The organism is Rhodococcus ruber, from assembly GCF_016804345.1.
In the GTDB taxonomy this organism is placed as follows: Bacteria; Actinomycetota; Actinomycetes; order Mycobacteriales; family Mycobacteriaceae; genus Rhodococcus; species Rhodococcus ruber.
On record NZ_CP044211.1, the window covers coordinates 679,603 to 702,751 of the forward strand.

At 69.5% G+C, this 23,149-nt stretch carries 15 protein-coding genes; 13 read left to right on the forward strand and 2 right to left on the reverse strand.

Translation table 11 applies throughout. The annotated features are described in order from the left end of the window. Positions 1 to 46 precede the first annotated feature (46 nt). The 13 genes from glf (at position 47) to F1734_RS03255 (ending at position 21,461) form a co-directional block, all read left to right on the forward strand. Positions 47 to 1,267 carry a UDP-galactopyranose mutase gene (gene glf / locus F1734_RS03195; RefSeq protein WP_010596195.1) on the forward strand — a complete coding sequence of 407 codons (1,221 nt, stop codon included), beginning with the start codon at positions 47 to 49 and terminating at the stop codon, positions 1,265 to 1,267. Beyond that, positions 1,264 to 3,180: a glycosyltransferase gene (locus F1734_RS03200; protein ID WP_064066435.1), complete on the forward strand. Its 1,917-nt coding sequence runs from the start codon at positions 1,264 to 1,266 to the stop codon at positions 3,178 to 3,180. Before glf ends, F1734_RS03200 begins: the two co-directional genes overlap by 4 nt. Then, positions 3,164 to 3,700 (forward strand): phosphatase PAP2 family protein, encoded by a 537-nt coding sequence (locus tag F1734_RS03205; RefSeq protein WP_017681171.1) that lies wholly within the window; start codon positions 3,164 to 3,166, stop codon positions 3,698 to 3,700. The genes F1734_RS03200 and F1734_RS03205 overlap by 17 nt, the downstream gene beginning before the upstream one ends. Further along, positions 3,697 to 4,602 (forward strand): decaprenyl-phosphate phosphoribosyltransferase, encoded by a 906-nt coding sequence (locus F1734_RS03210; protein ID WP_010596191.1) that lies wholly within the window; start codon positions 3,697 to 3,699, stop codon positions 4,600 to 4,602. The genes F1734_RS03205 and F1734_RS03210 overlap by 4 nt, the downstream gene beginning before the upstream one ends. A 58-nt stretch (positions 4,603 to 4,660) precedes the next feature. Beyond that, complete coding sequence (locus F1734_RS03215; RefSeq protein WP_010596190.1) at positions 4,661 to 6,535, forward strand: arabinofuranosyltransferase AftB family protein; 1,875 nt, start codon at positions 4,661 to 4,663, stop codon at positions 6,533 to 6,535. A 307-nt stretch (positions 6,536 to 6,842) separates the two neighbouring features. After that, positions 6,843 to 7,853, forward strand: coding sequence for an alpha/beta hydrolase (locus tag F1734_RS03220; RefSeq protein WP_029540191.1), 1,011 nt, complete (start codon positions 6,843 to 6,845; stop codon positions 7,851 to 7,853). A 222-nt stretch (positions 7,854 to 8,075) separates the two neighbouring features. Beyond that, positions 8,076 to 9,971 (forward strand): alpha/beta hydrolase-fold protein, encoded by a 1,896-nt coding sequence (locus F1734_RS03225; RefSeq protein WP_274382441.1) that lies wholly within the window; start codon positions 8,076 to 8,078, stop codon positions 9,969 to 9,971. Positions 9,972 to 10,123: 152 nt separating this feature from the next. After that, entirely contained in the window at positions 10,124 to 10,675 is a 552-nt protein-coding gene (locus tag F1734_RS03230) for a DUF732 domain-containing protein (protein WP_010596188.1), read from the forward strand. Positions 10,676 to 10,686: 11 nt separating this feature from the next. Continuing rightward, entirely contained in the window at positions 10,687 to 11,649 is a 963-nt protein-coding gene (locus F1734_RS03235) for a cutinase family protein (RefSeq protein WP_040270425.1), read from the forward strand. A 151-nt stretch (positions 11,650 to 11,800) separates the two neighbouring features. Beyond that, a complete protein-coding gene (locus F1734_RS03240) occupies positions 11,801 to 12,796 on the forward strand; it encodes an LLM class F420-dependent oxidoreductase (RefSeq protein WP_017681177.1) in 996 nt (331 codons plus the stop codon). A gap of 169 nt (positions 12,797 to 12,965) precedes the next feature. Then, positions 12,966 to 14,855, forward strand: coding sequence for a long-chain-fatty-acid--AMP ligase FadD32 (gene fadD32, locus F1734_RS03245; protein WP_040270427.1), 1,890 nt, complete (start codon positions 12,966 to 12,968; stop codon positions 14,853 to 14,855). A 50-nt stretch (positions 14,856 to 14,905) separates the two neighbouring features. After that, positions 14,906 to 19,909: a polyketide synthase Pks13 gene (pks13, locus tag F1734_RS03250; protein WP_203011778.1), complete on the forward strand. Its 5,004-nt coding sequence runs from the start codon at positions 14,906 to 14,908 to the stop codon at positions 19,907 to 19,909. 7 nt (positions 19,910 to 19,916) lie between these two features. Further along, the gene (locus tag F1734_RS03255; RefSeq protein WP_010596185.1) at positions 19,917 to 21,461 is read left to right on the forward strand and encodes an acyl-CoA carboxylase subunit beta; all 1,545 of its coding nucleotides are present in this window, start codon (positions 19,917 to 19,919) and stop codon (positions 21,459 to 21,461) included. Positions 21,462 to 21,535: 74 nt separating this feature from the next. Here the strand turns inward: F1734_RS03255 and F1734_RS03260 are convergent, their stop codons facing one another. Beyond that, positions 21,536 to 22,486, reverse strand: a complete 951-nt coding sequence (locus tag F1734_RS03260; protein ID WP_029540190.1) for a hypothetical protein — start codon at positions 22,484 to 22,486, stop codon at positions 21,536 to 21,538. Between the two features lie 182 nt (positions 22,487 to 22,668). Beyond that, on the reverse strand, positions 22,669 to 23,103 hold the full coding sequence (locus tag F1734_RS03265) for a hypothetical protein (protein WP_010596183.1): 435 nt from the start codon (positions 23,101 to 23,103) through the stop codon (positions 22,669 to 22,671). Between the last annotated feature and the right edge of the window lie 46 nt (positions 23,104 to 23,149).

Below are 23,149 nucleotides of genomic sequence, written 5' to 3' on the forward strand. Positions count from 1 at the left end.
TACCGGAAACGCGCACGGGCGCGCGGGTCGCCTACCCTGGTCTTCCGTGACCGCTGCACCCTCGCCCCAGCCTGCCACCGGTGAGTACGACCTGATCGTCGTCGGCTCCGGGTTCTTCGGACTGACGATCGCCGAGCGTGCCGCCACGCAACTCGGCAAACGCGTGCTCGTCGTCGAGCGCCGCCACCACCTCGGCGGCAACGCCTACTCCGAGCCCGAACCCGAGACGGGCATCGAGATCCACAAGTACGGTGCCCACCTGTTCCACACCTCCAACAAGCGGGTGTGGGACTACGTGAACCGGTTCACCGACTTCACGAACTACCAGCACCGCGTGTTCGCGATGCACAAGGGACAGGCCTACCAGTTCCCCATGGGGCTGGGGCTGGTGTCCCAGTTCTTCGGCCGGTACTTCAGCCCGGAGGAAGCCCGGGCCCTGATCAGGGAGCAGGCCGCCGAGATCGACACCGCACAGGCGCAGAACCTCGAGGAGAAGGCCATCTCCCTGATCGGCCGGCCGCTCTACGAGGCGTTCGTGCGCGACTACACCGCCAAGCAGTGGCAGACCGACCCGAAGGAACTGCCCGCCGGCAACATCACCCGGTTGCCGGTCCGCTACACCTTCGACAACCGGTACTTCAACGACACCTACGAGGGCCTGCCCGCCGACGGCTACACCGCGTGGCTCGAGAACATGGCGAAGGACGAGAAGATCGAGGTGCGGCTCGACACCGACTGGTTCGAGGTGCGCGACGAGATCCGCGCCGCGAGCCCCGAGGCCCCGGTGGTCTACACCGGCCCGCTCGACCGCTACTTCGACTACTCCGAGGGCCGGCTCGGCTGGCGCACCCTCGACTTCGAGACCGAGGTGCTGCCCACCGCGGACTTCCAGGGCACCCCGGTGATGAACTACAACGACGCCGACGTGCCCTACACCCGCATCCACGAGTTCCGGCACTTCCACCCCGAGCGGGACAGCTACCCCGCCGACAAGACCGTGATCATGCGCGAGTACTCGCGCTTCGCCGGTAACGACGACGAGCCGTACTACCCGATCAACACCCCGGAGGACCGCGCCAAGCTGACGGCCTACCGGGAGCGGGCCAAGCGGGAGGCCACGGAGAACAAGGTGCTGTTCGGCGGCCGGCTCGGCACCTACCAGTACCTCGACATGCACATGGCCATCGCGAGCGCCCTGAGCATGTTCGACAACGCCCTCGCGCCGTACTTCGATTCGGGCACCCCGCTGGCGGGGGACGCCTCGTGAGCGCCCGGCACCTGCTCGTCGAGCCCGACGCACCCGTGGACGAGCGGCTCGGCAAGGCGCTGCTGCAGCGGGTGATCCTGCCGCGTCCGGGTGAACCGCTCGACGTGCGCACCCTCTACCTGGAGGAATCGCCCACCAACGCGCGGCGCGCCCACGCCGTCGGCCGGACGTCGCTGAACATCGGCGCCGAGTCCGAGGTGTCGATGTGCACCTACTTCAACGCCTTCCCGGCGAGCTACTGGCGACGCTGGAGCACCCTCACCTCCGTGGTGCTGCGGCTCGAACTCACCGGGCACGGCCGGGCCGACGTGTACCGCTCGAAGGCCGACTCGAGCCGCATCCACGTCGAGGGCCGCGAGTTCTCCGCCGCGCACGACGCCGCGACGGTCGAGTTCGAGATCGACCTCGGCCCCTTCGAGGACGGCGGCTGGATCTGGTTCGACATCACCACCGACTCCGACGTCACATTGCGCTCGGCGGGGTGGTACGCGCCGGTCGAGGCGCCCGGCGAGGCCTCCGTGGCCGTGGGCATCCCCACCTTCAACCGCCCGACGGACTGCGTGAAGGCCCTCGTCGCCCTCGCCTCCGATCCGCTGGTCCTCGACGTCGTCGACGCCGTGATCATTCCGGACCAGGGCACCCGCAAGGTTCGGGACGAGCCCGGCTTCACCGAGGCGGCGGCCGCGCTCGGCAACCGGCTCGCCATCCACGACCAGGGCAACCTCGGCGGCTCGGGCGGTTACAGCCGCATCATGTACGAGGCGCTGAAGACGACCGACTGCCCGTACATCCTGTTCATGGACGACGACATCGAGCTCGAGCCCGACTCGATCCTGCGCGCTCTCGCGTTGTCCCGGTTCGCCAAGAGCCCGATGCTCGTCGGCGGTCAGATGCTCAACCTCCAGGAACGCAGCCACCTGCACACGATGGGCGAGGTGATCGACCGGGCGAACTTCATGTGGACGGCGGCGCCGAACGTCGAGTACGACCACGACTTCTCCACCAAGCCGCTGCGCGACCGCGAGCAGTCGAAGCTGCTGCACCGGCGCATCGACGTCGACTACAACGGCTGGTGGATGTGCATGATCCCGCGGCAGGTGGCCGAGGAGATCGGTCAGCCGCTGCCGCTGTTCATCAAGTGGGACGACGCCGAGTACGGGCTGCGGGCGCGTGCCGCCGGTTACCCGACCGTCACCATGCCGGGCGTCGCGATCTGGCACATGGCGTGGAGCGACAAGGACGACGCCATCGACTGGCAGGCGTACTTCCACCTGCGCAACCGTCTCGTCGTGGCGGCGCTGCACATGCCGGGCGACGGACGTGGCCTGGTCCTCGACACCGTCAAGGCCACGCTCAAGCACCTGCTGTGCCTCGAGTACTCGACGGTGGCGATCCAGAACAAGGCGATCGAGGACTTCCTGGCCGGCCCGGACCGTCTGTTCGAACTGCTGCCCACCGCGCTCGGGGAGGTGCACGCGCTGCGCAGGCGGTTCTCCGACGCCGTGGTGCTGCCGTCGTCGACCGAGCTGCCGCTGCCGTCGGGTGCCGAGGTCGGGGCGGTCGGCGAGCCGCGCGGCGCCGTCGGCAAGATGGTGCGGCTCGCCAAGGGCCTGGTGCACAACGTGCGGCCGGCGCATCCGGAACACCACGAGCGCCCGCAGCTGAACGTGCCCACCCTCGACGCCCGCTGGTTCCTGCTCTCGCAGGTCGACGGTGTGACCGTGACCACCGCGGACGGGCGCGGCGTCGTCTACCGTAAGCGCGACCCGCGGCAGGCGCAGGCGTTGTTGTCCGAGGCTGTGCGGCTGCGCCGGGAGCTTGCCCGCAGGTTCCCCGAGTTGAAGGACGAGTACCAGGCCGCGGTTCCCGCCCTGACGAGCAAGGAGGAGTGGGAGCGTGTCTTCGAATCGTGAATGGCCGACCACCGAGGCCGAGATCCAGGTGCTGCAGGCCGTGCAGTCCACGGTCGGTTCGCGTCCCGGGGCGCTCGCGGCGGCCCGGGGGTTGTCGCACTTCGGTGAGCACGCCTTCGGCTGGGCGGTGATCGGCGGTGTCGGGGCACTGGTCGACCGCCCGCGCCGGCGCCGCTGGGCCGGTGTCGCGGTCGGCGCCGTCGGTGCGCACGCCGCGTCCATCGTGGTCAAGCGGGTGGTGCGGCGGCCGCGGCCCGTGGACCCCACCGTCCAGGTCAACGTGTCCACGCCGAGCCGGCTCAGCTTCCCGTCCTCGCACGCCACCTCGACGACGGCCGCTGCCGTGCTGCTCGGCCGGCTGACCGGGCTACCCTTACCGGCGGTGTTGGTCCCGCCGATGTTGCTGTCCCGCCTCGTGCTCGGAGTCCACTATCCGACGGACGTGCTGGCGGGGGCTGCGCTCGGCGCCGCGTCCGCCGCGGCCGTCGTGCGGGCCGAGAAGAAGTTTGGAGAGAGATGAGCGAGGAACCGGTAGCCGTCGCGGCACCTCCGAAAAATCTGGCCGAGGGCATCGTCAAGGCGGTCCGCCCCCGGCAGTGGGTGAAGAACGTGCTGGTGCTGGCGGCGCCGCTCGCGGCCGGCTCGGCGACCGAGGTGGACGTCCTGATCCCGGTCGCCCTGGCCTTCGTGGTGTTCTGCATGGCCGCCTCGGGCATCTACCTGGTCAACGACGCGATGGACGTCGAGGCCGACCGCGCCCACCCGACCAAGCGGTTCCGGCCGATCGCCGCCGGCGTGCTGCCGGTGAACCTGGCCTACGGCATGGCGGTGGTGCTGCTGGTCGGCTCGATCGGCCTGTCGTTCCTGGCGAACTGGCAGCTCGCGGTGGTGATGGCCGTCTACATCACCGTCCAGCTGGCCTACTGCTTCGGGCTCAAGCACCAGCCGGTGCTGGACATCGCCATCGTCTCGTCCGGGTTCCTCCTCCGCGCGATCGCCGGTGGTGTGGCCGCGGAGATCCTCCTGTCGCAGTGGTTCCTGCTGATCATGGCGTTCGGTTCGCTGTTCATGGCGGCGGGCAAGCGGTACGCGGAGCTGCGTCTCGCGGAGCGGACGGGCGCGAAGATCCGCAAGTCGCTCGAGTACTACACGGGCACCTACCTGCGGTTCGTGTGGACGTTGTCGGCGACGGCGGTCGTCATCTGCTACGGCCTGTGGGCGTTCGAACGCGACCAGGCCAACGACACCAACTGGTTCGCGATCTCGATGGTTCCGTTCGTGATCGCGATCCTGCGGTACGCGGTCGACGTGGACGGCGGGGAGGCCGGCGAACCGGAGGAGATCGCCCTGAAGGACCGGGTGCTGCAACTCCTCGCGGTGGCCTGGATCGGGGCGGTCGGCGGTGCTGTCTACCTCTTCTGACCTCGACGAGGATCTCGGCACCCCGGCCCGCCGGGCCCGGCCGGCCCGTCGGGACGGCATGCGGCCGTGGGTGCCGACCGCGGTGTTCTCCGGTGGAGTCGCGCTGGCGGCCCTGCTGATGTTCTGGGGCGCGTGGGAGCGCCGCTGGATCGCCGACGACGGCCTCATCGTGCTGCGCACCGTGCGCAATCTGCTGGCCGGCAACGGCCCGGTGTTCAACGCCGGCGACCGCGTGGAGGCGAACACGTCCACCCTGTGGACGTATCTCGTGTACGCGATGGGCTGGCTCACCGGGGTGCGGCTCGAGTACGTGGTCCTGGCCACGGCGCTCGTGCTGTCGACCGCGGCGGTGGTGCTGGCGATGCTCGGCACGGGCCGGCTGTACCGGTGGCGGCTGCGGGGCGGCGGCGGCGCCACCTTCCTGCTGGTTCCCGCCGGCATGTTCGTCTACATCGCGGTGCCCCCGGCGCGGGACTTCGCCACCTCCGGCCTCGAGAGCGGGCTGGTGATCTGCTGGATCGCCCTGTTGTGGCTGCTGCTCGTGCGGTGGGCGACGGCGCCGGGGACCCCGTCGGCGCCGTCGGTGCTGGCGACGGCGTTCGTGGCCGGCCTCGGCCCGCTCGTGCGTCCCGAACTGGCACTTCTCGCGCTTCCGGCCCTGCTCATGCTCTTCCTCGCCGCGGGCCTCACGTGGCGGGTGCGGATCGCGATGGTGGCGGTGGCCGGTGCCGTGCCGGTGGCCTATCAGATCTGGCGGATGGGCTACTACGGGCTGCCCTACCCGAACACTGCGGTGGCCAAGGATGCGGGCGGCGCGAAGTGGTCGCAGGGCTTCGAGTATCTCGGGAACCTGGTGAGCCCGTACCTGTTGTGGCTGCCGTTGCTGTTGCTGCTGCTCGGTGCCGCGCTCGCGTGGCGCGACCGGACACCGCTCGCACCGGGTGCGTCGAAACGTGAAATCCGTCACACGGAAGCCTCGTTCGCGGTCCGCGCGCAGCGGGCGTTGCGCACTCCGTCCGCCGTGGTCGTCTTCATGCTCGGCGCCGGGGTGTTGCTCACGCTCTACGCCCTTCGTGTCGGCGGTGATTTCATGCACGGCCGGGTGCTGCTACCGCCGCTGTTCTGTCTGCTCGTTCCCGTCGCCGTGATTCCGTTGCGTGTTCCCACCGAGATCGGCCGCACTCGCACGACGGCCGTCGCGGGTGCGGCAGGCGCGTTGTGGCTCGGTGTGGTGGTGTGGTCGGCGATCGCGGCGAACACCACCGGAATGCCCGAGGGGGCGGTGGTGGGCCGTTCCGGGATCGTCGACGAGCGGGCGTTCTACGCCCTCAACACCGGCCATCTGCATCCCGTCCGGGCCGAGGACTACCTCGACTATCCGCGCATGCGGGCGATGGTCGAGGCGATCTCGAACACCCCCGACGGCGGCCTGCTGCTGCCGACACCGTCGTTCGACGCCTGGGACGTCGTCCCGCCGCCGGAACCGGTACCGCCGGGCGGTGCCGGCCACACCGTGTACTTCCTCAACCTCGGCATGACCAGCATGAACGTCGGGCTCGACGTGCAGGTGCTCGATCAGATGGGGCTCGCATACCCGTTGGCGGCGCACACCGAGCGGCTCGAGGACGGGCGCATCGGGCACGACAAGCTGCTCTACTCCGACTGGGTCGTCGCCGACACGGGGATGGTGGATGTGCACCCGTGGCTGCCCGCCTACCTGGACGAGGACTGGGTGGCGCAGGCGCAGGTGGCGCTGACGTGTCCGCAGACGCAGGAACTGCTCGCGTCCTCCCGCGCGGAATTGACCTGGCCGCTGTTCAAGCGAAATCTTCGCAATTCGTTCGAATATGCGGACTATCGACTCGACCGGGTGCCGAAATACGAGATCCAGCGCTGCGGCCTCGAGCTTCCGCCCCCACGTGACGGGGGCTGAACGCGGGCGTCCGGGCTGCGAATCACACCGGCGTCGTTTCGTTCCGGGCGGCCCGGAGTAGACCGCCGGAATTATCTCGGTATGATCACAGCCGATAACGGACGAGTAACGCATCGGCAGTGTGGGCCGATATCGAAGCCGACACACGGTTCGTCGACCTGGGTTACCAAGGGTTTGTCAGAGCCCACGGTGTCCTTTACAGTCTTGACCGCAGTGTGACTTGTGACGGCCCGCTCGGTCGTCGCCGCCGGTATCCGACGGGGGACGCGCACGCGGACGCCGCAGATCGAGAAAGAGAGCATTGTTCATGCGTTTTGTCCCGAGGTTGTCGCAGCGCCTCCGCAGGCGCGTGCTCGGCGTGGGCGCCGCAGCCCTCGTTCTGCCGGTTGCCGCCGGCGTCGCCGGAAGCACCGCCGCGCTCGCCGCTCCCGCAGCCGCCACCCCGATCTCGCACCGGGCACCGGCCGGTGGGTTCGAGGAAGTCTTCGTCGACTCCGACATGGGCCCGATCAAGGTGCAGATCCAGTGGGCCGCCCGCGGCGGTGACGCGGCGCTGTACCTGCTCGACGGCCTGCGCGCCCGGGACGACGCGAACGCGTGGAGCTTCGAGACCAACGCGCGCGACCAGTTCGCCAACGACAACGTCACCCTGGTGATGCCGGTCGGCGGCCAGTCGAGCTTCTACACCGACTGGTACGCGCCCAGCAACCTCAACGGCCAGGACGTCACCTACAAGTGGGAGACGTTCCTGACCGAGAACCTGCCGGACTACCTCGCCACCCGCGGCGTCTCCCGCAGCAACAACGGCATCCTGGGCCTGTCGATGGGCGGTAGCGCCGCGCTGACCCTGGCCGCCTACCACCGCGACCAGTTCAAGTTCGCGTCGTCGCTCTCCGGATACCTGAACCTGTCGGCTCCCGGCATGCGTGAGGCCATCCGCGTCGCGATGCTCGACGCCGGCCGCTTCAACGTCGACTCCATGTGGGGCCCGCCGTGGAGCCCGGCCTGGCTGCGCAACGATCCGTTCGTGTTCGCGCCGAAGCTCGCCGGCCTGTCGATGTACATCTCGGCGGCCAGCGGCCTGCCCGGTCAGCACGACAACCCGCAGGGCCTGGTGGGTGTCTACAACACCGCCAACGCCATGGGCCTCGAGGCGCTCGCCCTCGCCCAGACCCGTGCCTTCCAGATCAAGCTGGCCACCCTCGGCATCCAGGCCCGCTTCGACTTCCCGGCGCGCGGCACGCACTCCTGGAAGTACTGGGAAGAGGAGCTGTGGAAGGCTCGTCCCCAGATCCTCGAGGCACTGAACGCCTACTGATCGCGCCGAACCACCCGGCACACACTGACGGTCCGCATGCCGCCCCACGACCCGAGAGGGACGAGGGGCGGCATGCGCCGTTTCCCGGATAGTTGACAAAAACCACAGCCGTCACAGCGCGGCACCCCCACCCGGCGCCCGTTCACGTGTAGAAACAGTCTTCGAGACGCGGGGCCCGGTCGCCCGTCGACGCCCCAGCAACGCAGAAAGTGAGCGATGCCGATGCGAACTGTGCTTGGCGGACGTCGAACCGTGCGCGCCCGGCAGCCGGTGCCGCCCGCACGACGGAGCCGGCGGGTCCTCGGGGCGGTCGCCGCAGCCCTCGTCGCCCCGCTCGTCGCCGGAACCCTCGCCGTCGGTGCCGCGTACGCGGTGCCGGTGGACCGCAGCGAGCCCACCGCCGCGCAGGCCCCGTCCGGGGTGACGGTGCAGCGGGTGGACTGGCTGACCGACCGGCGCGTGGCCCTGTGGGTGAACTCGCCGGCGATGGGCACGCCCATCCAGGTGCAGTTGCTGCTGGCCCGGGACTGGAACATCGAACCGGAAGCGCGGTTCCCCGCCGTCTACATGCTCGACGGCCTGCGCGCCCGCGACGACGAGAACGGCTGGACGATCGAGACGGACGCCGAGGCCTTCTTCGCGGACAAGAACGTCAACGTCGTGCTGCCGGTGGGCGGACAGTCCAGCTTCTACGCCGACTGGGTGGACCAGAACAACGGGCGCAACTACCAGTGGGAGACGTTCCTCACCAAGGAACTTCCCCCGATCCTCGAGGGCAACTGGCGCACCACGAAGGAGCGCGGCGTCGTCGGCCTGTCGATGGGCGGCACCGCCGCGATGTTCCTGCCTGCGCGCAACCCCGGCTTCTTCAAGTTCGCGGGGTCGCTCTCCGGCATCCTGACCACCACGACCCTCGGCATGCCGCAGGCGATCCAGTACGCGATGCAGGACGCCGGCGGCTTCGACTCGTCGGCCATGTGGGGTACCCCCGGCGGCGAGCAGTGGGCCGCCCACGATCCCTACCTGCTCGCGGACAAGCTCGAGGGCGTGAGCCTGTACGTCTCGAGCGGCAGCGGCAGCACCGGACCGTACGACCAGCCGTCGGGTGTCCCGGGCGTGAGCACGAACTATGCCGGCATGGGCCTCGAGATCCTGTCGCGGCTCACCTCGCAGGCGTTCGCCACCAAACTGAACAAGGTCGGCATCCCCGCGCAGGTGGTCTACCGGCCGTCGGGCACCCATTCGTGGCCGTACTGGGAATTCGAGCTGCACCAGCTGTGGCCGCAGCTCGCCAACGCCCTCGGCGTGGAGGTCACGAAGCCGAACTGCAGCGCATCCGGCGCGATCGGCGACGCCGCCGCCCCGTGGATCGGCGACTGCCTCACACCGGAGTACGCCGTCGCGGGCGGGCGCGTCCAGGACTTCCGCTTCGGCCGGATCTTCTCCTCCACCGAGGGCGGCGCCCGCCCGGTGGCGGGTGCCGTCGGCGGGGCCTACCAGGCCGCCGGGGGGCCGGCCGGTCCGCTCGGCTACCCGACCACCGAGGAACGTGGCACCCCCGACGGCCGCGGCCGGTTCAACCACTTCCAGCACGGCTCGATCTACTGGACCCCGCAGACCGGGGCGCACGCCGTGCGCGGCGCCATCCGTGACGAGTGGGCGCGCCAGGGCTGGGAGGGCGGTCCGCTCGGCTACCCGGTGGCCGACGAGGTGGCCACCCCGAACAAGCCCGGAGTGGTGCAGGGCTTCGAGATCGGCGCCCTCTACTGGACCGAGCCGCTCGGCGCCCACGCCGTGCAGGGGATGATCATGGGCAAGTACGCCGAACTCGGCTACGAGAACGGCTGGCTCGGATTCCCGAAGACCAGCGAGATCCCCGTCAAGGACGGCGGCCGGTTCAACGAGTTCGAGGGCGGCAACATCTACTGGAGTCCGCTCAGCGGCGCCTGGTCCGTTCGCAACGGGCCCGTGTTCGACGCGTGGAAGAGCGCCGGCTACGAGAACGGTCGACTCGGCTTCCCCATCGGCGACGAGTTCCCCATCCCCGGCGGTGTCCAGCAGAACTTCCAGGGCGGATTCGTCACGGTGGTCGACAACGTGGCCACCGTCCGCCCCTAGGATCGTCACCCGCAGTTCCGGTGCCGCCGCGGCGGCCCGCAACCACCGGATCGGGCGGTGACCGCGACGCACGGGTCGCGGTCACCGCCCGGTTCGCATCTGTAGCCTGGGCACTGCCCATTTCCGACGATTGGATGCGAGGACACCACCACATGCCTGCACGGACCCGTTCGAGCCTGACCCGCGTCCTGGGCGCCGGCGCCGCGGCGCTCGCCGCCACCGCCCTCCTGGGCGCCTGCGGAAGCGACGATTCCACGGCGACGAACACCCCGTCGACGTCCGTGTCGGCGACCACCTCGACATCCGCCGCCGAGACCACCGCCGCCAAGGCGACGACGACCGCTCCCGAGGGCGCGGCCACCACCAGTCCGGGCGAGGCCGCCACCGCACCCCCGGCGCAGCCGGAGACCGAACCCGGATTCCCGGGCCCGGCCGAGGTGCCGGTGGACGACCGCGGCCAGGCGTTCCTGGACGGGTTGCGCGAGCGGGGCGTGGAACCCGCCGCCGACGGCAGTATCGCCATCAACACGGCCAACTACATCTGCGCCGCGACCGCACAGGGCAGCTCGCCCGAGGAGATCAAGACGATCGTCACCGCCGCAGTGGGCAGCGAGGCCACGGCCGCCGGCAAGGAGATCTCCGACGCCGACGCCGCGACGACCGCCGACGTCTACATCACCGTCGCCCGCGACACCTTCTGCTAGGAGCAGCAACCATGACGGCCCGAGCGAAGCAACGACGCCGGAGGCGGGGAATCCTCGTACTCGGGATCCTGGTCGTCCTGGCGGCCGTGCTCGCGATGTGGTACATCCTCGCGGGCCGGCTCCCGGTGCCGGGGCCGCCGGGGCCGCTCGGGCCCGAGAAGCCCCAGGCGCAGCCGGCCTCGTGCCCCGACGTCCAGGTGGTGGCGGTGCCGGGCACGTGGGAGTCGGCCGCCTGGGACGATCCGTACAACCCGACGTTCAATCCGCTCTCGCTGATGCTGAACGTCACGCGTCCGCTGCAGGAGCGCTTCGACGCGCAGCGTGCCGATGTGTACACCGTTCCGTACGTGGCCCAGTTCTCGAATCCGGTGGCGCTCCCGCCGGACGGCCAGCAGTCGTACAACAACAGCCGGACGGCCGGCACCGCAGCGACCGAGGACATCCTCGAGCGACGGTTCGCCGAGTGCCCGCTGACCAACTACGTGCTGACCGGCTTCTCGCAGGGCGCGGTCATCGCGGGCGACGTCGCGTCGCGCATCGGTGCCGGTGACGGGCCCGTTCCGGCGGATCGCGTGCTCGGAGTGGCCCTCATCGCCGACGGCCGTCGCGACCCGGGGACGGTCGAGACGATCGGACCGCCCGTCGCGGGCGTCGGCGCCGAGCTGTCGCTGAACGGGTTGCGGTTGCCGGGGATCACCATGACCGGCGCGCGACCGGGTGGGTTCGGCGAGCTCGAGGACAAGGTGGTGGACATCTGTGCACCGACGGACGGGATCTGCGACGCCCCGCCGAATGCGCTGAATCCCGGCAACTGGCTCGCCAGCGCGCCGCGGTTGCTCGAGTACATGAACAACCCCGTGCACGCGTTGTACAACACCTTCGTCGTGGACGATTCGGGTACGACGGCGACGCAGTGGGTGGCGAACTGGGCGATCGAGAAGATCGAGGAGGCGCCGACCCCTCGCGAGGAGTGAACTCTCCTCGTTGTTACCGGTCGGTAGTGTCGGGGATCACCACCCGATACACTCACTGGTCGGTCGGCGCTTAGACTCGACCTTCGGTCATGACCCGGGAAATCCTTCCGGGCCCGTGACGCGCGACCACCGCCACACGAGAAGAGGTTCGATGAGCGCCACCGCCGGCTCGGCTGTCACGCGGAAGTTTCGTTTCGCCGCGGGTGGCGAGGGCAACGCCGAGGAGGGCGGTGCCCGGCGCTTCGTCGAGCTGGCGCGCAAGGCGGAGGAGCTCGGCTACGACAGCTTCATGATCCCGGACCACCTGGGTAACCAGGTCGGGCCCATGGCCGCCCTCGGTGCGCTCGCCGTCGCCACCGACAAGATCCGCCTCGGCACCGCCGTCCTCGCGAACGGCTTCCGGCATCCCGCGATCCTGGCCAAGGACGCCGCGACCGTCGACGTCCTTTCGGGCGGCCGGCTCGAGCTCGGGATCGGCGCAGGGTGGATGAAGGAGGAGTTCGACAAGGCGGGCATCGCCTACGAACGTCCCGGCGTCCGGATCGAGAAGCTCGAGGAGAGCCTGCAGATTCTGGACGTGCTCCTGCGGGGCCGGGAATGCAACTTCGAGGGCAAGCACTACCGCATCGACGGCCTCAAGGGCAGTCCGCGCCCGCGGCAGGGCCCGCGTCCGCCCATCGCGGTCGGCGGCGGGGGACCGAAGATGCTCGCGCTGGCGGCGAAGTACGCCGACATCATCTCGGTGGCCACCCCCACGAATCGGGACGGCCGTTTGTTGCTGTCGGGGATCACGATGGGCAAGACTGTGGAGCGGGTGGACGTGATCCGTCGCGCAGCGGGGGATCGGTTCGATGACATCGAGCTGAACTGGACCATCACGATGATTCTCGTCACGGATGATCGGGAGCAGACTGCCGAGATGGCGCTGGCTGCCCTCGACCAGGGCTTCCCCCCGAACATCGAGGTGGACGTCCGGCTCACCGTGGACGAGATCCTCGAATCGCCGTATCTCGCAATCGGTTCCTACGAGGAGATCGCCGAACAGATCCGTAACGTGCGGGCGAAGACGGGGATGTCCTATGTGGGGGTCTTCCCCACCCAGATGGAGGCGTTCGCACCGGTGATTCCGCTGTTGGCGGGGGAATGACCGATGCGGATCTGTAACATAATCGTGATTTCGGATCGATGGACAGATTCGTGAGATGCACCGCCGGATGCTGTTGAGCTGTACAGGTACGACGATCCGCTAGCGCGAGGACAAGGACGGGGCGCAACCATGTCGAGTGGTTGTGGGATCGCTTCGACAGGGAGAAGGAATGAGCGTCGGGTTCGAAGAGTTCATCGATGAGAACGGACAGATCGTGTTGCCCGAGGGCAACACTCTGCTCGACCACCTCGAGCAGCATTTCGCCGAGAACGGCGACGATCTTGCGTACCGTTACATCGATTACTCGCGGGAACGTGACGGCGAGGTCCACGAGCTGACCTGGCAGCAGTTCGGGGTACGTCTGCGCGCGATCGCGGCCCGGCTGCAGCAGGTCACCGAGCCCGGCGACCGCGTCGCGATCCTTGCCCCGCAGGGCCTGGACTACGTCGTCTCCTTCTTTGCGGCCATCTATGCCGGCACCATCGCCGTCCCGCTGTTCGATCCCGACGAGCCCGGCCACACCGACCGGCTGCATGCCGTCCTCGGCGACTGCACACCCAGCGCCATCCTCACCGCCACCACCTCCGCGGCCGGGGTCCGGCAGTTCTTCCGGCCGCTGCCCGCCGCGCAGCGCCCCCGCATCATCGCGGTCGACGCGATCCCCGACACCGTCGCCGACTCGTGGACGCGACCCCGGATCGGCACCGACGACATCGCCTACCTGCAGTACACCTCCGGATCGACCCGCGTGCCCGCGGGCGTCGAGATCACCCACCGCGGTGTCCTCACCAACTGCATCCAGATGGCCGACTCCATCGAACTCAACGAGGGTTCGCGCGGTGTGACGTGGCTGCCGCTGTTCCACGACATGGGCCTGCTCACGATCATCCTGCCCGCGATCGGCGGCAAGTACATCACCATCATGAGCCCGCGCGCCTTCGTGCAGCGGCCGGGCCGGTGGATCAAGGAACTCGCCGCCGTCTCCGACGGCGCCGGCACGTTCGCCGCCGCGCCGAACTTCGCGTTCGAGCACGCGGCCGCGCGAGGACTGCCGAAGCCGGGTGAGACCCTCGACCTGAGCAACGTGATCGGCCTGATCAACGGCAGCGAGCCGGTGACCACGTCCTCGATGCGCAAGTTCAACGAGGCGTTCGCGCCGTACGGCCTGCCCAAGACCGCGATCAAGCCGTCGTACGGCATGGCGGAGGCGACGCTGTTCGTCTCGTCCACCCGGCACACCGACGAGGCCAAGGTCATCTACGTCGACCGCGACCAGCTGGGCGCCGGCCGCATCGTCAAGGTCGACAAGGAGGCGCCGAACGCCATCGCGCAGGTCTCCTGCGGATACGTCGCGCGCAGCCAGTGGGCCGCGATCGTCGACGCCGAGACCGCCACCGAGGTGCCGGACGAGCACGTCGGGGAGATCTGGCTGCACGGCGAGAACATCGGCATCGGGTACTGGGGACGCACTCAGGAGACCGCGGAGACCTTCCGCAACACGATCGCCGACCGCCTGACCGTCGGCAGCCACGCCGAGGGCACGCCGGCCGACGCGCACTGGCTGCGCACCGGCGACTACGGCGTGTACGTCGACGGCGAGCTGTACATCACCGGCCGCGTCAAGGACCTGGTCATCGTGGACGGACGTAACCACTACCCGCAGGACCTGGAGTTCTCGGCGCAGGAGGCCAGCTCCGCGCTGCGCCCCGGCTTCGTGGCCGCCTTCGCCGTGCCGGCCAACCAGCTGCCGCAGGTGGTGTTCGAGAACTCGCACTCGGGCCTGCAGTTCGACCCCGACGACGCCTCGGAGCAGCTGGTCATCGTCGCCGAGCGGGCGCCGGGCGCGGGCAAGGCGGATCCGCAGCCGGTTGCGGACACCGTGCGGGCGGCGATCTCGGCACGGCACGGTGTGACCGCACGCGACGTCCTGCTCGTTCCGGCCGGGTCGATCCCGCGCACGTCGAGTGGCAAGATCGCGCGGCGCGCGTGCAAGGCCGCGTACATCGAGGGAACCCTGCGCGGCGGTTACACGCAGCAGGCCTTCCCCGATAGCGTTTAAACATTGTTCTCTTTCCCGGGTAGCGTGGTGGGTTGATGGCTGACACTGAAATGACCGTCGCGCAGCTGCGCGAATGGCTGCGAAACTGGATCGCCGAGGCCACCGGGCAACCGGTGGCACAGATCTCCGACGATCGCCCGATGGAGGAGTTCGGTCTCTCGTCCCGCGACGCCGTCGCGCTGAGCGGCGAGATCGAGGAACTGCTCGGCGTCACCCTCACCGCGACGATCGCGTACCAGCACCCGACCATCGCGTCGCTGGCCACGCGCATCATCGAGGGCGAGCCCGAGCTCCCGGAGGGGGACGACAGCGCCTTCTACGCCGCCGGTCCGGCCGGCCGGGCACACGACATCGCGATCGTCGGTCTCGCCACGCGGCTGCCCGGGCACGTGAGCACCCCCGCCGAGATGTGGCAGCTGCTCGCACAGGGCCGCGACGGGATCACCGACCTCCCCGAGGGACGGTGGTCCGAATTCGCCGACGACCCGCAGATCTCGTCCGCCATCGCCGCGGCCAACACCCGCGGCGGGTATCTCGACGACGTCAAGGGCTTCGACGCCGAGTTCTTCGCGATGTCGCCGCGCGAGGTCGAGATGGTCGATCCGCAGCAGCGCCTCGCCCTCGAACTGACCTGGGAGGCGCTCGAGCACGCCCACATTCCGGCCAGCGACCTCAAGGGCCGCCCGGTCGGCGTGTTCATCGGCAGCTCCGCCAACGACTACCAGCTCCTCGCGGTGAGCGACCCGTCCGCCGCGCATCCGTACGCGCTGACCGGCACGGCCACGTCCATCGTCGCCAACCGGGTCTCGTACTTCTTCGACTTCCGCGGACCGTCCGTCGCCCTGGACACCGCGTGCTCGTCGTCGCTCGTGGCCGTGCACCAGGCGGTGCGGGCCCTGCGCGACGGCGACGCCGACGTGGCGCTGGCCGGCGGCGTGAACATGCTCGTCGCGCCCGCCGCGACCCTCGGCTTCGACCAGCTCGGCGTGCAGGCCCCCGACGGCCGCATCAAGGCCTTCTCGGCCGACGCCGACGGCATGGTCCGCGCCGAGGGCGGCGGCCTCGTCGTGCTCAAGCGGCTCGAGGACGCCGAGCGTGACGGCGACACCGTGCTCGCCGTCATCGCCGGTTCCGCCGTCAACCAGGACGGCCGCTCCAACGGGCTGGCGGCGCCGAACCCCGAGGCCCAGGTCGACGTGCTGCGCCGCGCCTACCGGGACGCGCGCATCCTGCCGTCCGGCGTCGACTACGTCGAGGCCCACGGCACCGGAACCGTGCTCGGCGACCCGATCGAGGCGGACGCCCTCGGCCGTGTCGTCGGCCGCGGACGCGACGCCGACAAGCCGGTGCTGCTGGGCTCGGCGAAGACCAACTTCGGCCACCTCGAGGCGGCCGCCGGCGCGGCGGGCCTGATCAAGGTGGTCCTCGCGATGCAGGAGAACCACCTGCCGGCGACGCTGAACTACACGGCGCCGAACCCGTACATCCCGTTCGAGCAGGCCCGCCTGAAGGTCATCCCCGAGGGCGCCGAGTGGCCGCGCTACACCGGCAAGGCGATCGCCGGCGTCTCCGGGTTCGGCTTCGGCGGCACCAACGCCCATGTCGTGGTCCGCGAGTACACCGGCCCCGAAGCGGCGCCGGCCGGGCCGGACGAGGCGCCCGTGGCAGAGCCGAGCGAAGGTGTCGTTCCGTCGGCTGAAGGAGCTGAGGGGCACATTCGCTCGGACGAGAACGCCGAGCGCCCGGTGCTGCTCGCGGTGTCCGCGGCGATGCCGTCGCGCCGTCGCCGGGCCGCCGCCGACCTCGCCGACTGGCTCGAGACGGAGGCGGGCAGCACCACGCCGCTCGCCGACGTCGCCCGCACCCTTTCCCGCCGCAACCACGGCCGCTCGCGCGCCGTCGTGATCGCGACGACCCGCGCCGAGGCCATCGCCGGGCTGCGCGCCGTCGCCGCCGGAAAGCCCGCCCAGGGCGTGTTCTCCGCCGACGCCCCCGCCGCCAACGGGTCGGTGTGGGTGCTGTCCGGGTTCGGATCGCAGCACCGCAAGATGGCCAAGCAGCTGTACCTCGAGAACGCGGTGTTCGCGGCGGCCGTCGACGAGATCGACGAGCTGATCGAGGACGAGGCCGGCTACTCCATGAAGGAGAAGTTCCTCGACGACGCCCAGGACTACGACGTCGAGACCTCGCAGGTCGGCATCTTCACCATCCAGGTCGCCCTCGCGAAGCTGCTGCGTCACCACGGCGCCGAGCCGTCCGCCGTCGTCGGCCACTCCATGGGTGAGGCCGCCGCGGCATACATCTCGGGTGGGCTGTCGCTCGAGGACGCCGTCCGCGTCATCTGCGCGCGCTCGCGCCTGATGGGCGAGGCCGAGGCGCTGCTCGAGGGCGACGACATCCGGCTCATGGCGCTCGTCGAGTACAGTGCCGCGGAGATCGAGCAGGTCCTCACCGACTACCCGCACCTCGAGGTCTGCGTCTACGCCGCGCCGACGCACACCGTCATCGGCGGCCCGCAGGACGAGGTCAACGCGATCGTCGCGCGGGCGGAGTCGGAGGAGAAGCTCGCCCGCGTGCTGCAGACCAAGGGCGCCAGCCACACCTCGCAGGTGGATCCGCTCCTCGGCGAGCTCGCCGCCGAACTCGCCGGCATCGAGCCGCGCCGGTTGAAGGTCGACGTGTACTCGTCGGTCGACCAGGACACCCACTACCGCGCCGGGCACGAGGGCATCCACCAGGTCGAGTACTGGACCAAGGGTCTGCGGCACAGCGTCTACTTCACCAATGCGGTCAAGCTGGCCGTCACCGACGGGCACACCACCTTCGTCGAGCTGGCCCCCAATCCGGTCGCGCTGATGTCCGTGGCCGCGACGGCGTACGCGGCCGGGGTCATCGACACCCAGCTGATCCAGACCCTCAAGCGCAAGGAGGACGAGCCGCTGGGCGTGCTCACCGCCCTCGCTCAGCTGTACGTGCACGGCCACACCGTGGACCTGCACAGCCTGCTCCCGGCCGGCGCGTACGCCGATCTGCCGCGGACGGTGTTCCTGCGCAAGCCGTTCTGGCTCGAGACCCGCATCGGGACCGGCGGCAGTGCCCGCGTGCCCGGCGCGCACGTCGCGCTGCCCGACGGCCGGCACGTGTGGGAGGTGCGCGCCGACGCGGTCACCGACCTCGGTGAACTCGCCGTCGCCGCCGCGTCGCAGGTGCTCGCCGACGTCACCCTCACCGCGTCCGTGCCGTACGGTGACGTCCCCGCCACCGGCACCCTCACCACCACGCTGACCCGGCACCTCGGTGGCGCGTCGCTGCACGTGCACGGCCGGGACGCGGCGGACGGCGAGTTCCGGTTGCTGTTCGACGCGGTCGTCGCCTCCGGTGACGCGCTGCCGGCTCCCACGCCCGCGCCGGCCGAGCGCTCCACCGGGCCGGTCGAGACGCTGCCCGAGGTGGTGGAGAGCTTCGGCGACAAGTGGAATCCGAACGGGTCGCAGACCCTCGAGGATCGGCTGGCGCTGATCGTCGCCGAATCGATGGGGTACGCACCCGAGGATCTGCCCGTCGAGATTCCGCTGATCGAGCTGGGGCTGGACTCGCTCATGGCGGTGCGGATCAAGAACCGCGTCGAGTACGAGTTCGACATCCCGCAGCTGCAGCTCGCCGCGGTGAAGGACGCCAGCCTGCGCGACGTCGCGAAGTACCTGCGGTACGCCGTGGAGAACCGCGAGGAGGTCGCCGCGCTCGCCGCCCAGCAGGCCGCCGACCGCGACACCGCCGCTCGGGAGGACGCGTCGCTCGAGCTGCCGGCGGTCTCGCCGGTGGAGGACACCGGGGTGGTGCACGAGGCGGAGGCGATCCTCGAGGCCGCAGAGGCCGCAGAGGCCGCAGAGGCAGGCAAGAGCGGTGAGACCGCTGCGAGCACCGAAGCGGACAAGGCCACCGACGTCACCGACCGGCAGGCGGTCGCGGAGGCATCCGGCACCGACGTGCCGCCGCGCGACGCCGCCGAGCGGCTCACGTTCGCGACGTGGGCCGTGATCACCGGGCAGTCGGCGAAGGGCATCTTCAACACCCTGCCGATCCTCGACGACGAGACGGCCGAGCGCCTCGCCGCCCGGCTGACCGAGCGGGCGAACGGCGAGATCACCGTGGACGACGTGCTCGACGCCGAGACCATCGAGCAGCTCGCCGAGAGCGTGCGCCGGCACCTCGAATCGGCGGATCGCATCGACGGTCTCGTCCGTACGCTGCGCCCGCGGCCCGAGGGCTCGGACGCCGTGCCGGTGTTCGTGTTCCACCCCGCCGGCGGATCCACCGTCGTGTACGAGCCGCTCCTGCGCCGGTTGCCCGAGGGCACCCCGATGTACGGCTTCGAACGCACCGAGGGCCCGATCGAGCAGCGTGCCCAGGAGTACCTCCCGCAGATCAAGGAGATCCAGGGCGACGGTCCGTATGTGCTGTACGGCTGGTCGCTGGGCGGTGTGCTCGCCTACGCGGTCGCCCGGCTGCTGCGCGCGGAGGGCAAGGACGTGCGGCTCGTCGGCCTCATCGACACGGTGATGGCCGGGCAGAAGGTCGAGGACACCCCCGAGGAGATCACCGCCCGCTGGCAGCGGTACGCGCAGTTCGCGAAGAAGACCTACGGGGTCGACGCTCCGCTGCCGTACGACAAGCTCGCCGCGACGGACGACGAGGGCCAGGTGCGCATCCTCATGGACCTGCTCAAGATGAGCGGCACGAGGATCCCCGGCGGCATCATCGAGCACCAGCGCACGTCGTGGCTGGACAACCGGGCCATCCAGACGGCGAAGCTCGAGCCGTACGACGGCGACGTGGTGCTGTACATGGCGGACCGCTACCACGACGACGCCATCGAACTCGAGCCCGCATTCGGGACCAGGCAGCCCGACGGTGGCTGGGGTGAGTCGGTCCGTAATCTGGAGGTCATCCGTGTCGGCGGCGATCACCTCCAGGTGGTCGACGAGCCGTACATCGGGAAGGTGGGGGCCGACCTGACACGCAAGCTGGCCGACATCGAGGCCACGAGGAGCTGATCGAGTAGTGACCACGACGACGGCCGAGAAGCTGGCCGAGCTGCGCAAGAATCTCGAGATCGCCAAGGAGCCGGCCGGGGAGGCCGCGGTGGCCAAACGCGCCGCCAAGGGCATCCCCAGTGCGCGACAGCGCATCGACATGCTGCTCGACCCGGGCAGCTTCGTCGAGATCGGGGCGCTCATGAAGACGCCCGGCCGTGACGACGCGCTCTACGGTGACGGCGTCGTCGTCGGTCACGGCACCGTCGACGGCCGGCCCGTCGCGGTGTTCTCGCACGATCAGACCGTGTTCGGTGGCAGCGTCGGCGAGATGTTCGGCCGCAAGGTCGCCGCGATCCTCGACTTCGCGCTGAAGATCGGCTGCCCGGTGGTCGGCATCAACGACTCCGGCGGTGCCCGGGTGCAGGACGCGGTGACGTCGCTGGCGTGGTACGCGGAACTGGGCAAGCGGCACGAGCCGCTGTCGGGGTTGTGCCCGCAGGTGTCGATCATCCTGGGCAAGTGCGCCGGGGGTGCCGTGTACGCGCCCATCAACACCGACGTGGTCGTCGCCACCGAAGAGGCGTACATGTTCGTCACGGGCCCGGACGTCATCAAGTCCGTCACCGGGGAGGACGTCAGCCTCGACGAACTCGGCAGCGCCCGTAAGCAGGCCGAGTACGGCAACGTGCACCACGTCGCGCCGGACGAGAAGGCCGCGTTCGAGTGGGCCCGCAAGTACCTGAGCTACATGCCGTCGAACGCGCAGGAGAAGCCCCCGGTGATCAATCCGGGCCTCGAACCGGAGATCACGCCGGACGATCTCGAGCTCGACACGTTCATGCCCGACGCCGACAACTCCGGCTACGACATGCACGACGTCCTGCTCAAGATCTTCGACGACGGCGACTTCTTCGAGATCCGCTCGCAGGTCGCCCCGAACATCATCACCGGCTTCGCCCGCGTCGACGGCCGGCCCGTCGGGGTGGTGGCGAACCAGCCGCTGTACCTGTCCGGGGCGCTCGACGCGGCGAGTTCGGACAAGGCCGCGCACTTCGTGCGGGTGTGCGACGCGTACGACATTCCGCTGGTGTTCGTCGTCGACACCCCCGGCTTCCTGCCGGGTGTGGAGCAGGAGAAGATCGGGGTCATCAAGCGCGGCGGCCGGTTCCTGTTCTCGTTCGTCGAGGCGTCGGTGCCGAAGGTGACCGTGGTGGTACGCAAGTCCTACGGCGGTGGCTACGCGGTGATGGGCTCCAAGCAGCTCGGCGCGGATGTGAACTTCGCGTGGCCCACGGCGCGGATCGCGGTGATGGGCGCCGAGAGTGCGGTAGCGGTCATCGGCCGTCGCCAGATCGAGGCGGCCGGCGAGAACGCTCCGGCGGTCCGTCAGCAGCTGATCAACTTCTACAACGAGCACATCGCGACGCCGTACATCGCGGCCGAGCGCGGCTACATCGATGCGGTGATCGAGCCGCACAAGACGCGTCTGGAGATCCGCAAGGCGCTGACGTTGCTGCGCGACAAGAAGGTGTTCAAGAATCCGCGCAAGCATCACTTGCTTCCGCTCTAGCCCTTCTGGTGGGCCGAATGTCACATTGCGTCGATCGTATCGACGCAATGTGACATTCGGTTCGCCTCGCGGGGCTACCGAACCCGTACGTCGGGTCGTGGACGTTCGAGACCCTGCCGGTAGGCCGCCGCAAGATCGGCGAGCACGATCGCCGGTTCGTGCCGGATCTGTCTGGGCAGATGGGTGACGACGATGATCCCGTGCCGCTGCATGACCGCCCGGCGCCGCATCGTTGCCTCGTGGTCTCTTGCGCTGAGATGATGTGCGAACGAGTCGATCTCCCACGCCAGTGCCACGGCATCGAGCCAGCCGTCCGGACGGGCGATCCAAGTTCCGTTCGAGTCCTCGACCTCCCGGTTGTGCACCATCGGGGGAAGACCCGAGGTGGAGTACAGCTTCTGGGCCTCGATCTCGGCGACCGAATGCGCGTCGTCGACCAGCTCCTGGATCACCTTGCGGGGCACTGCGGTTCCCCGACTGCTGCCGTCTGCGAGTTCGCGTGCCAGGTGGTCCACGGTGACATCGCCGCGTTGGAGTGCGGCGGCGAACAAGGCGCGGCAGTCGTCCGTTCGTGACGTCCGCCGTCCGGCATCGAGCAGGCTGCGCGCGACGGGTGCGATCCGCAGTGTGCCCTTGCGTACGGGTTCGGGTACACGCCAACTACGTTCGACGGTGACGAACGAGAAGTTCCTGCGATGCCGATTCTGCGGGATGAGTAGCAGGATGTCGCTCTTCGTCGCCGAGGGGGCGTATCCGTGCACGCCGAGCGCGGCGTGGCCCGAGATGACGGCCTCGTCGCCTCCGTACATCTGCGCTGCCGTCTGTCTGTGCAGTTGCGTGAGCGGGCCGCTGTGCAGCGCAACGACACCGGGCAGAATCCGCTGCCACGGACCACCCTTCCGGCAACGGCCGGAGATGGTGCTGCTGCTCATCCCGCATCCCAACAGTGTCGAGGTGCGGATGATGCCGTTGACACTCAGCCCGACGAGCTGTTCGACGTCGTCCCCCCACGTTCCGCGTCTCATGCCGCCCATGATCACCGGGAAATGCCGCGCTCGAGGGTGCAACGGGAGGGTGGGCGAAATCTGTGGATGAACGGTGAGGTTGTGGACTACCCGTCGCGGGCGGACCGAGGCGGACCGACGGACGGACCGAATGTCACATGGGTTCGATGCAATCGAAGCGATGTGACATTCGGTCCGGACGGTCAGGGGACGACCCAGGTCCCGACTCCCGGCAGGTACGTGAAGCCGTTCGGGACGGTGACGGTGGCGACGATTCGGCCGGAGCCGGTCTCGGCGCGGGGCGTACCGGTCATTCCTCCGCCGAGCACCGGCCGGGACGGGAGTTCGTTGGTTCCGCTGGCCCCGGTGGTGATGTTGGTCCAGGAGATCTTGCAGTAGCACCACATGCTGCCGCCGAACCAGCTGATGCCGGGCTCGTCGGGGTCGACGCGCACCGTGACCGCCTCGTTCACCAAGGCTCCGCCGTAACCGAACGAGCCGGACTCGCCCGATCCGATGACACGCGTGAGCGTGGTGGCATTTTCGGGAGCGGCGACGGCTACCGGGGCAGTCGCCACTCCGGCGCCGAGAACCGCGGCGGTAACCGCCGCGAGTCCGAATGCACGCTTCTTCGACATACAGTTCCTTCCGTAGCCGGCCCACCCCCGCTGGCCCGATGAACAG

Excerpts from the sequence above, each read along its gene's own strand:
- F1734_RS03210 (WP_010596191.1), top strand. The coding sequence starts at position 3,697 with ATGAGCGAGGAACCGGTAGCCGTCGCGGCACCTCCGAAAAATCTGGCC.
- F1734_RS03215 (WP_010596190.1), top strand. The coding sequence starts at position 4,661 with ATGCGGCCGTGGGTGCCGACCGCGGTGTTCTCCGGTGGAGTCGCGCTG.
- F1734_RS03220 (WP_029540191.1), top strand. The coding sequence starts at position 6,843 with ATGCGTTTTGTCCCGAGGTTGTCGCAGCGCCTCCGCAGGCGCGTGCTC.
- F1734_RS03225 (WP_274382441.1), top strand. The coding sequence starts at position 8,076 with ATGCGAACTGTGCTTGGCGGACGTCGAACCGTGCGCGCCCGGCAGCCG.
- F1734_RS03230 (WP_010596188.1), top strand. The coding sequence starts at position 10,124 with ATGCCTGCACGGACCCGTTCGAGCCTGACCCGCGTCCTGGGCGCCGGC.
- F1734_RS03235 (WP_040270425.1), top strand. The coding sequence starts at position 10,687 with ATGACGGCCCGAGCGAAGCAACGACGCCGGAGGCGGGGAATCCTCGTA.
- F1734_RS03240 (WP_017681177.1), top strand. The coding sequence starts at position 11,801 with ATGAGCGCCACCGCCGGCTCGGCTGTCACGCGGAAGTTTCGTTTCGCC.
- fadD32 (WP_040270427.1), top strand. The coding sequence starts at position 12,966 with ATGAGCGTCGGGTTCGAAGAGTTCATCGATGAGAACGGACAGATCGTG.
- pks13 (WP_203011778.1), top strand. The coding sequence starts at position 14,906 with ATGACCGTCGCGCAGCTGCGCGAATGGCTGCGAAACTGGATCGCCGAG.
- F1734_RS03260 (WP_029540190.1), bottom strand. The coding sequence starts at position 22,486 with ATGAGACGCGGAACGTGGGGGGACGACGTCGAACAGCTCGTCGGGCTG.
- F1734_RS03265 (WP_010596183.1), bottom strand. The coding sequence starts at position 23,103 with ATGTCGAAGAAGCGTGCATTCGGACTCGCGGCGGTTACCGCCGCGGTT.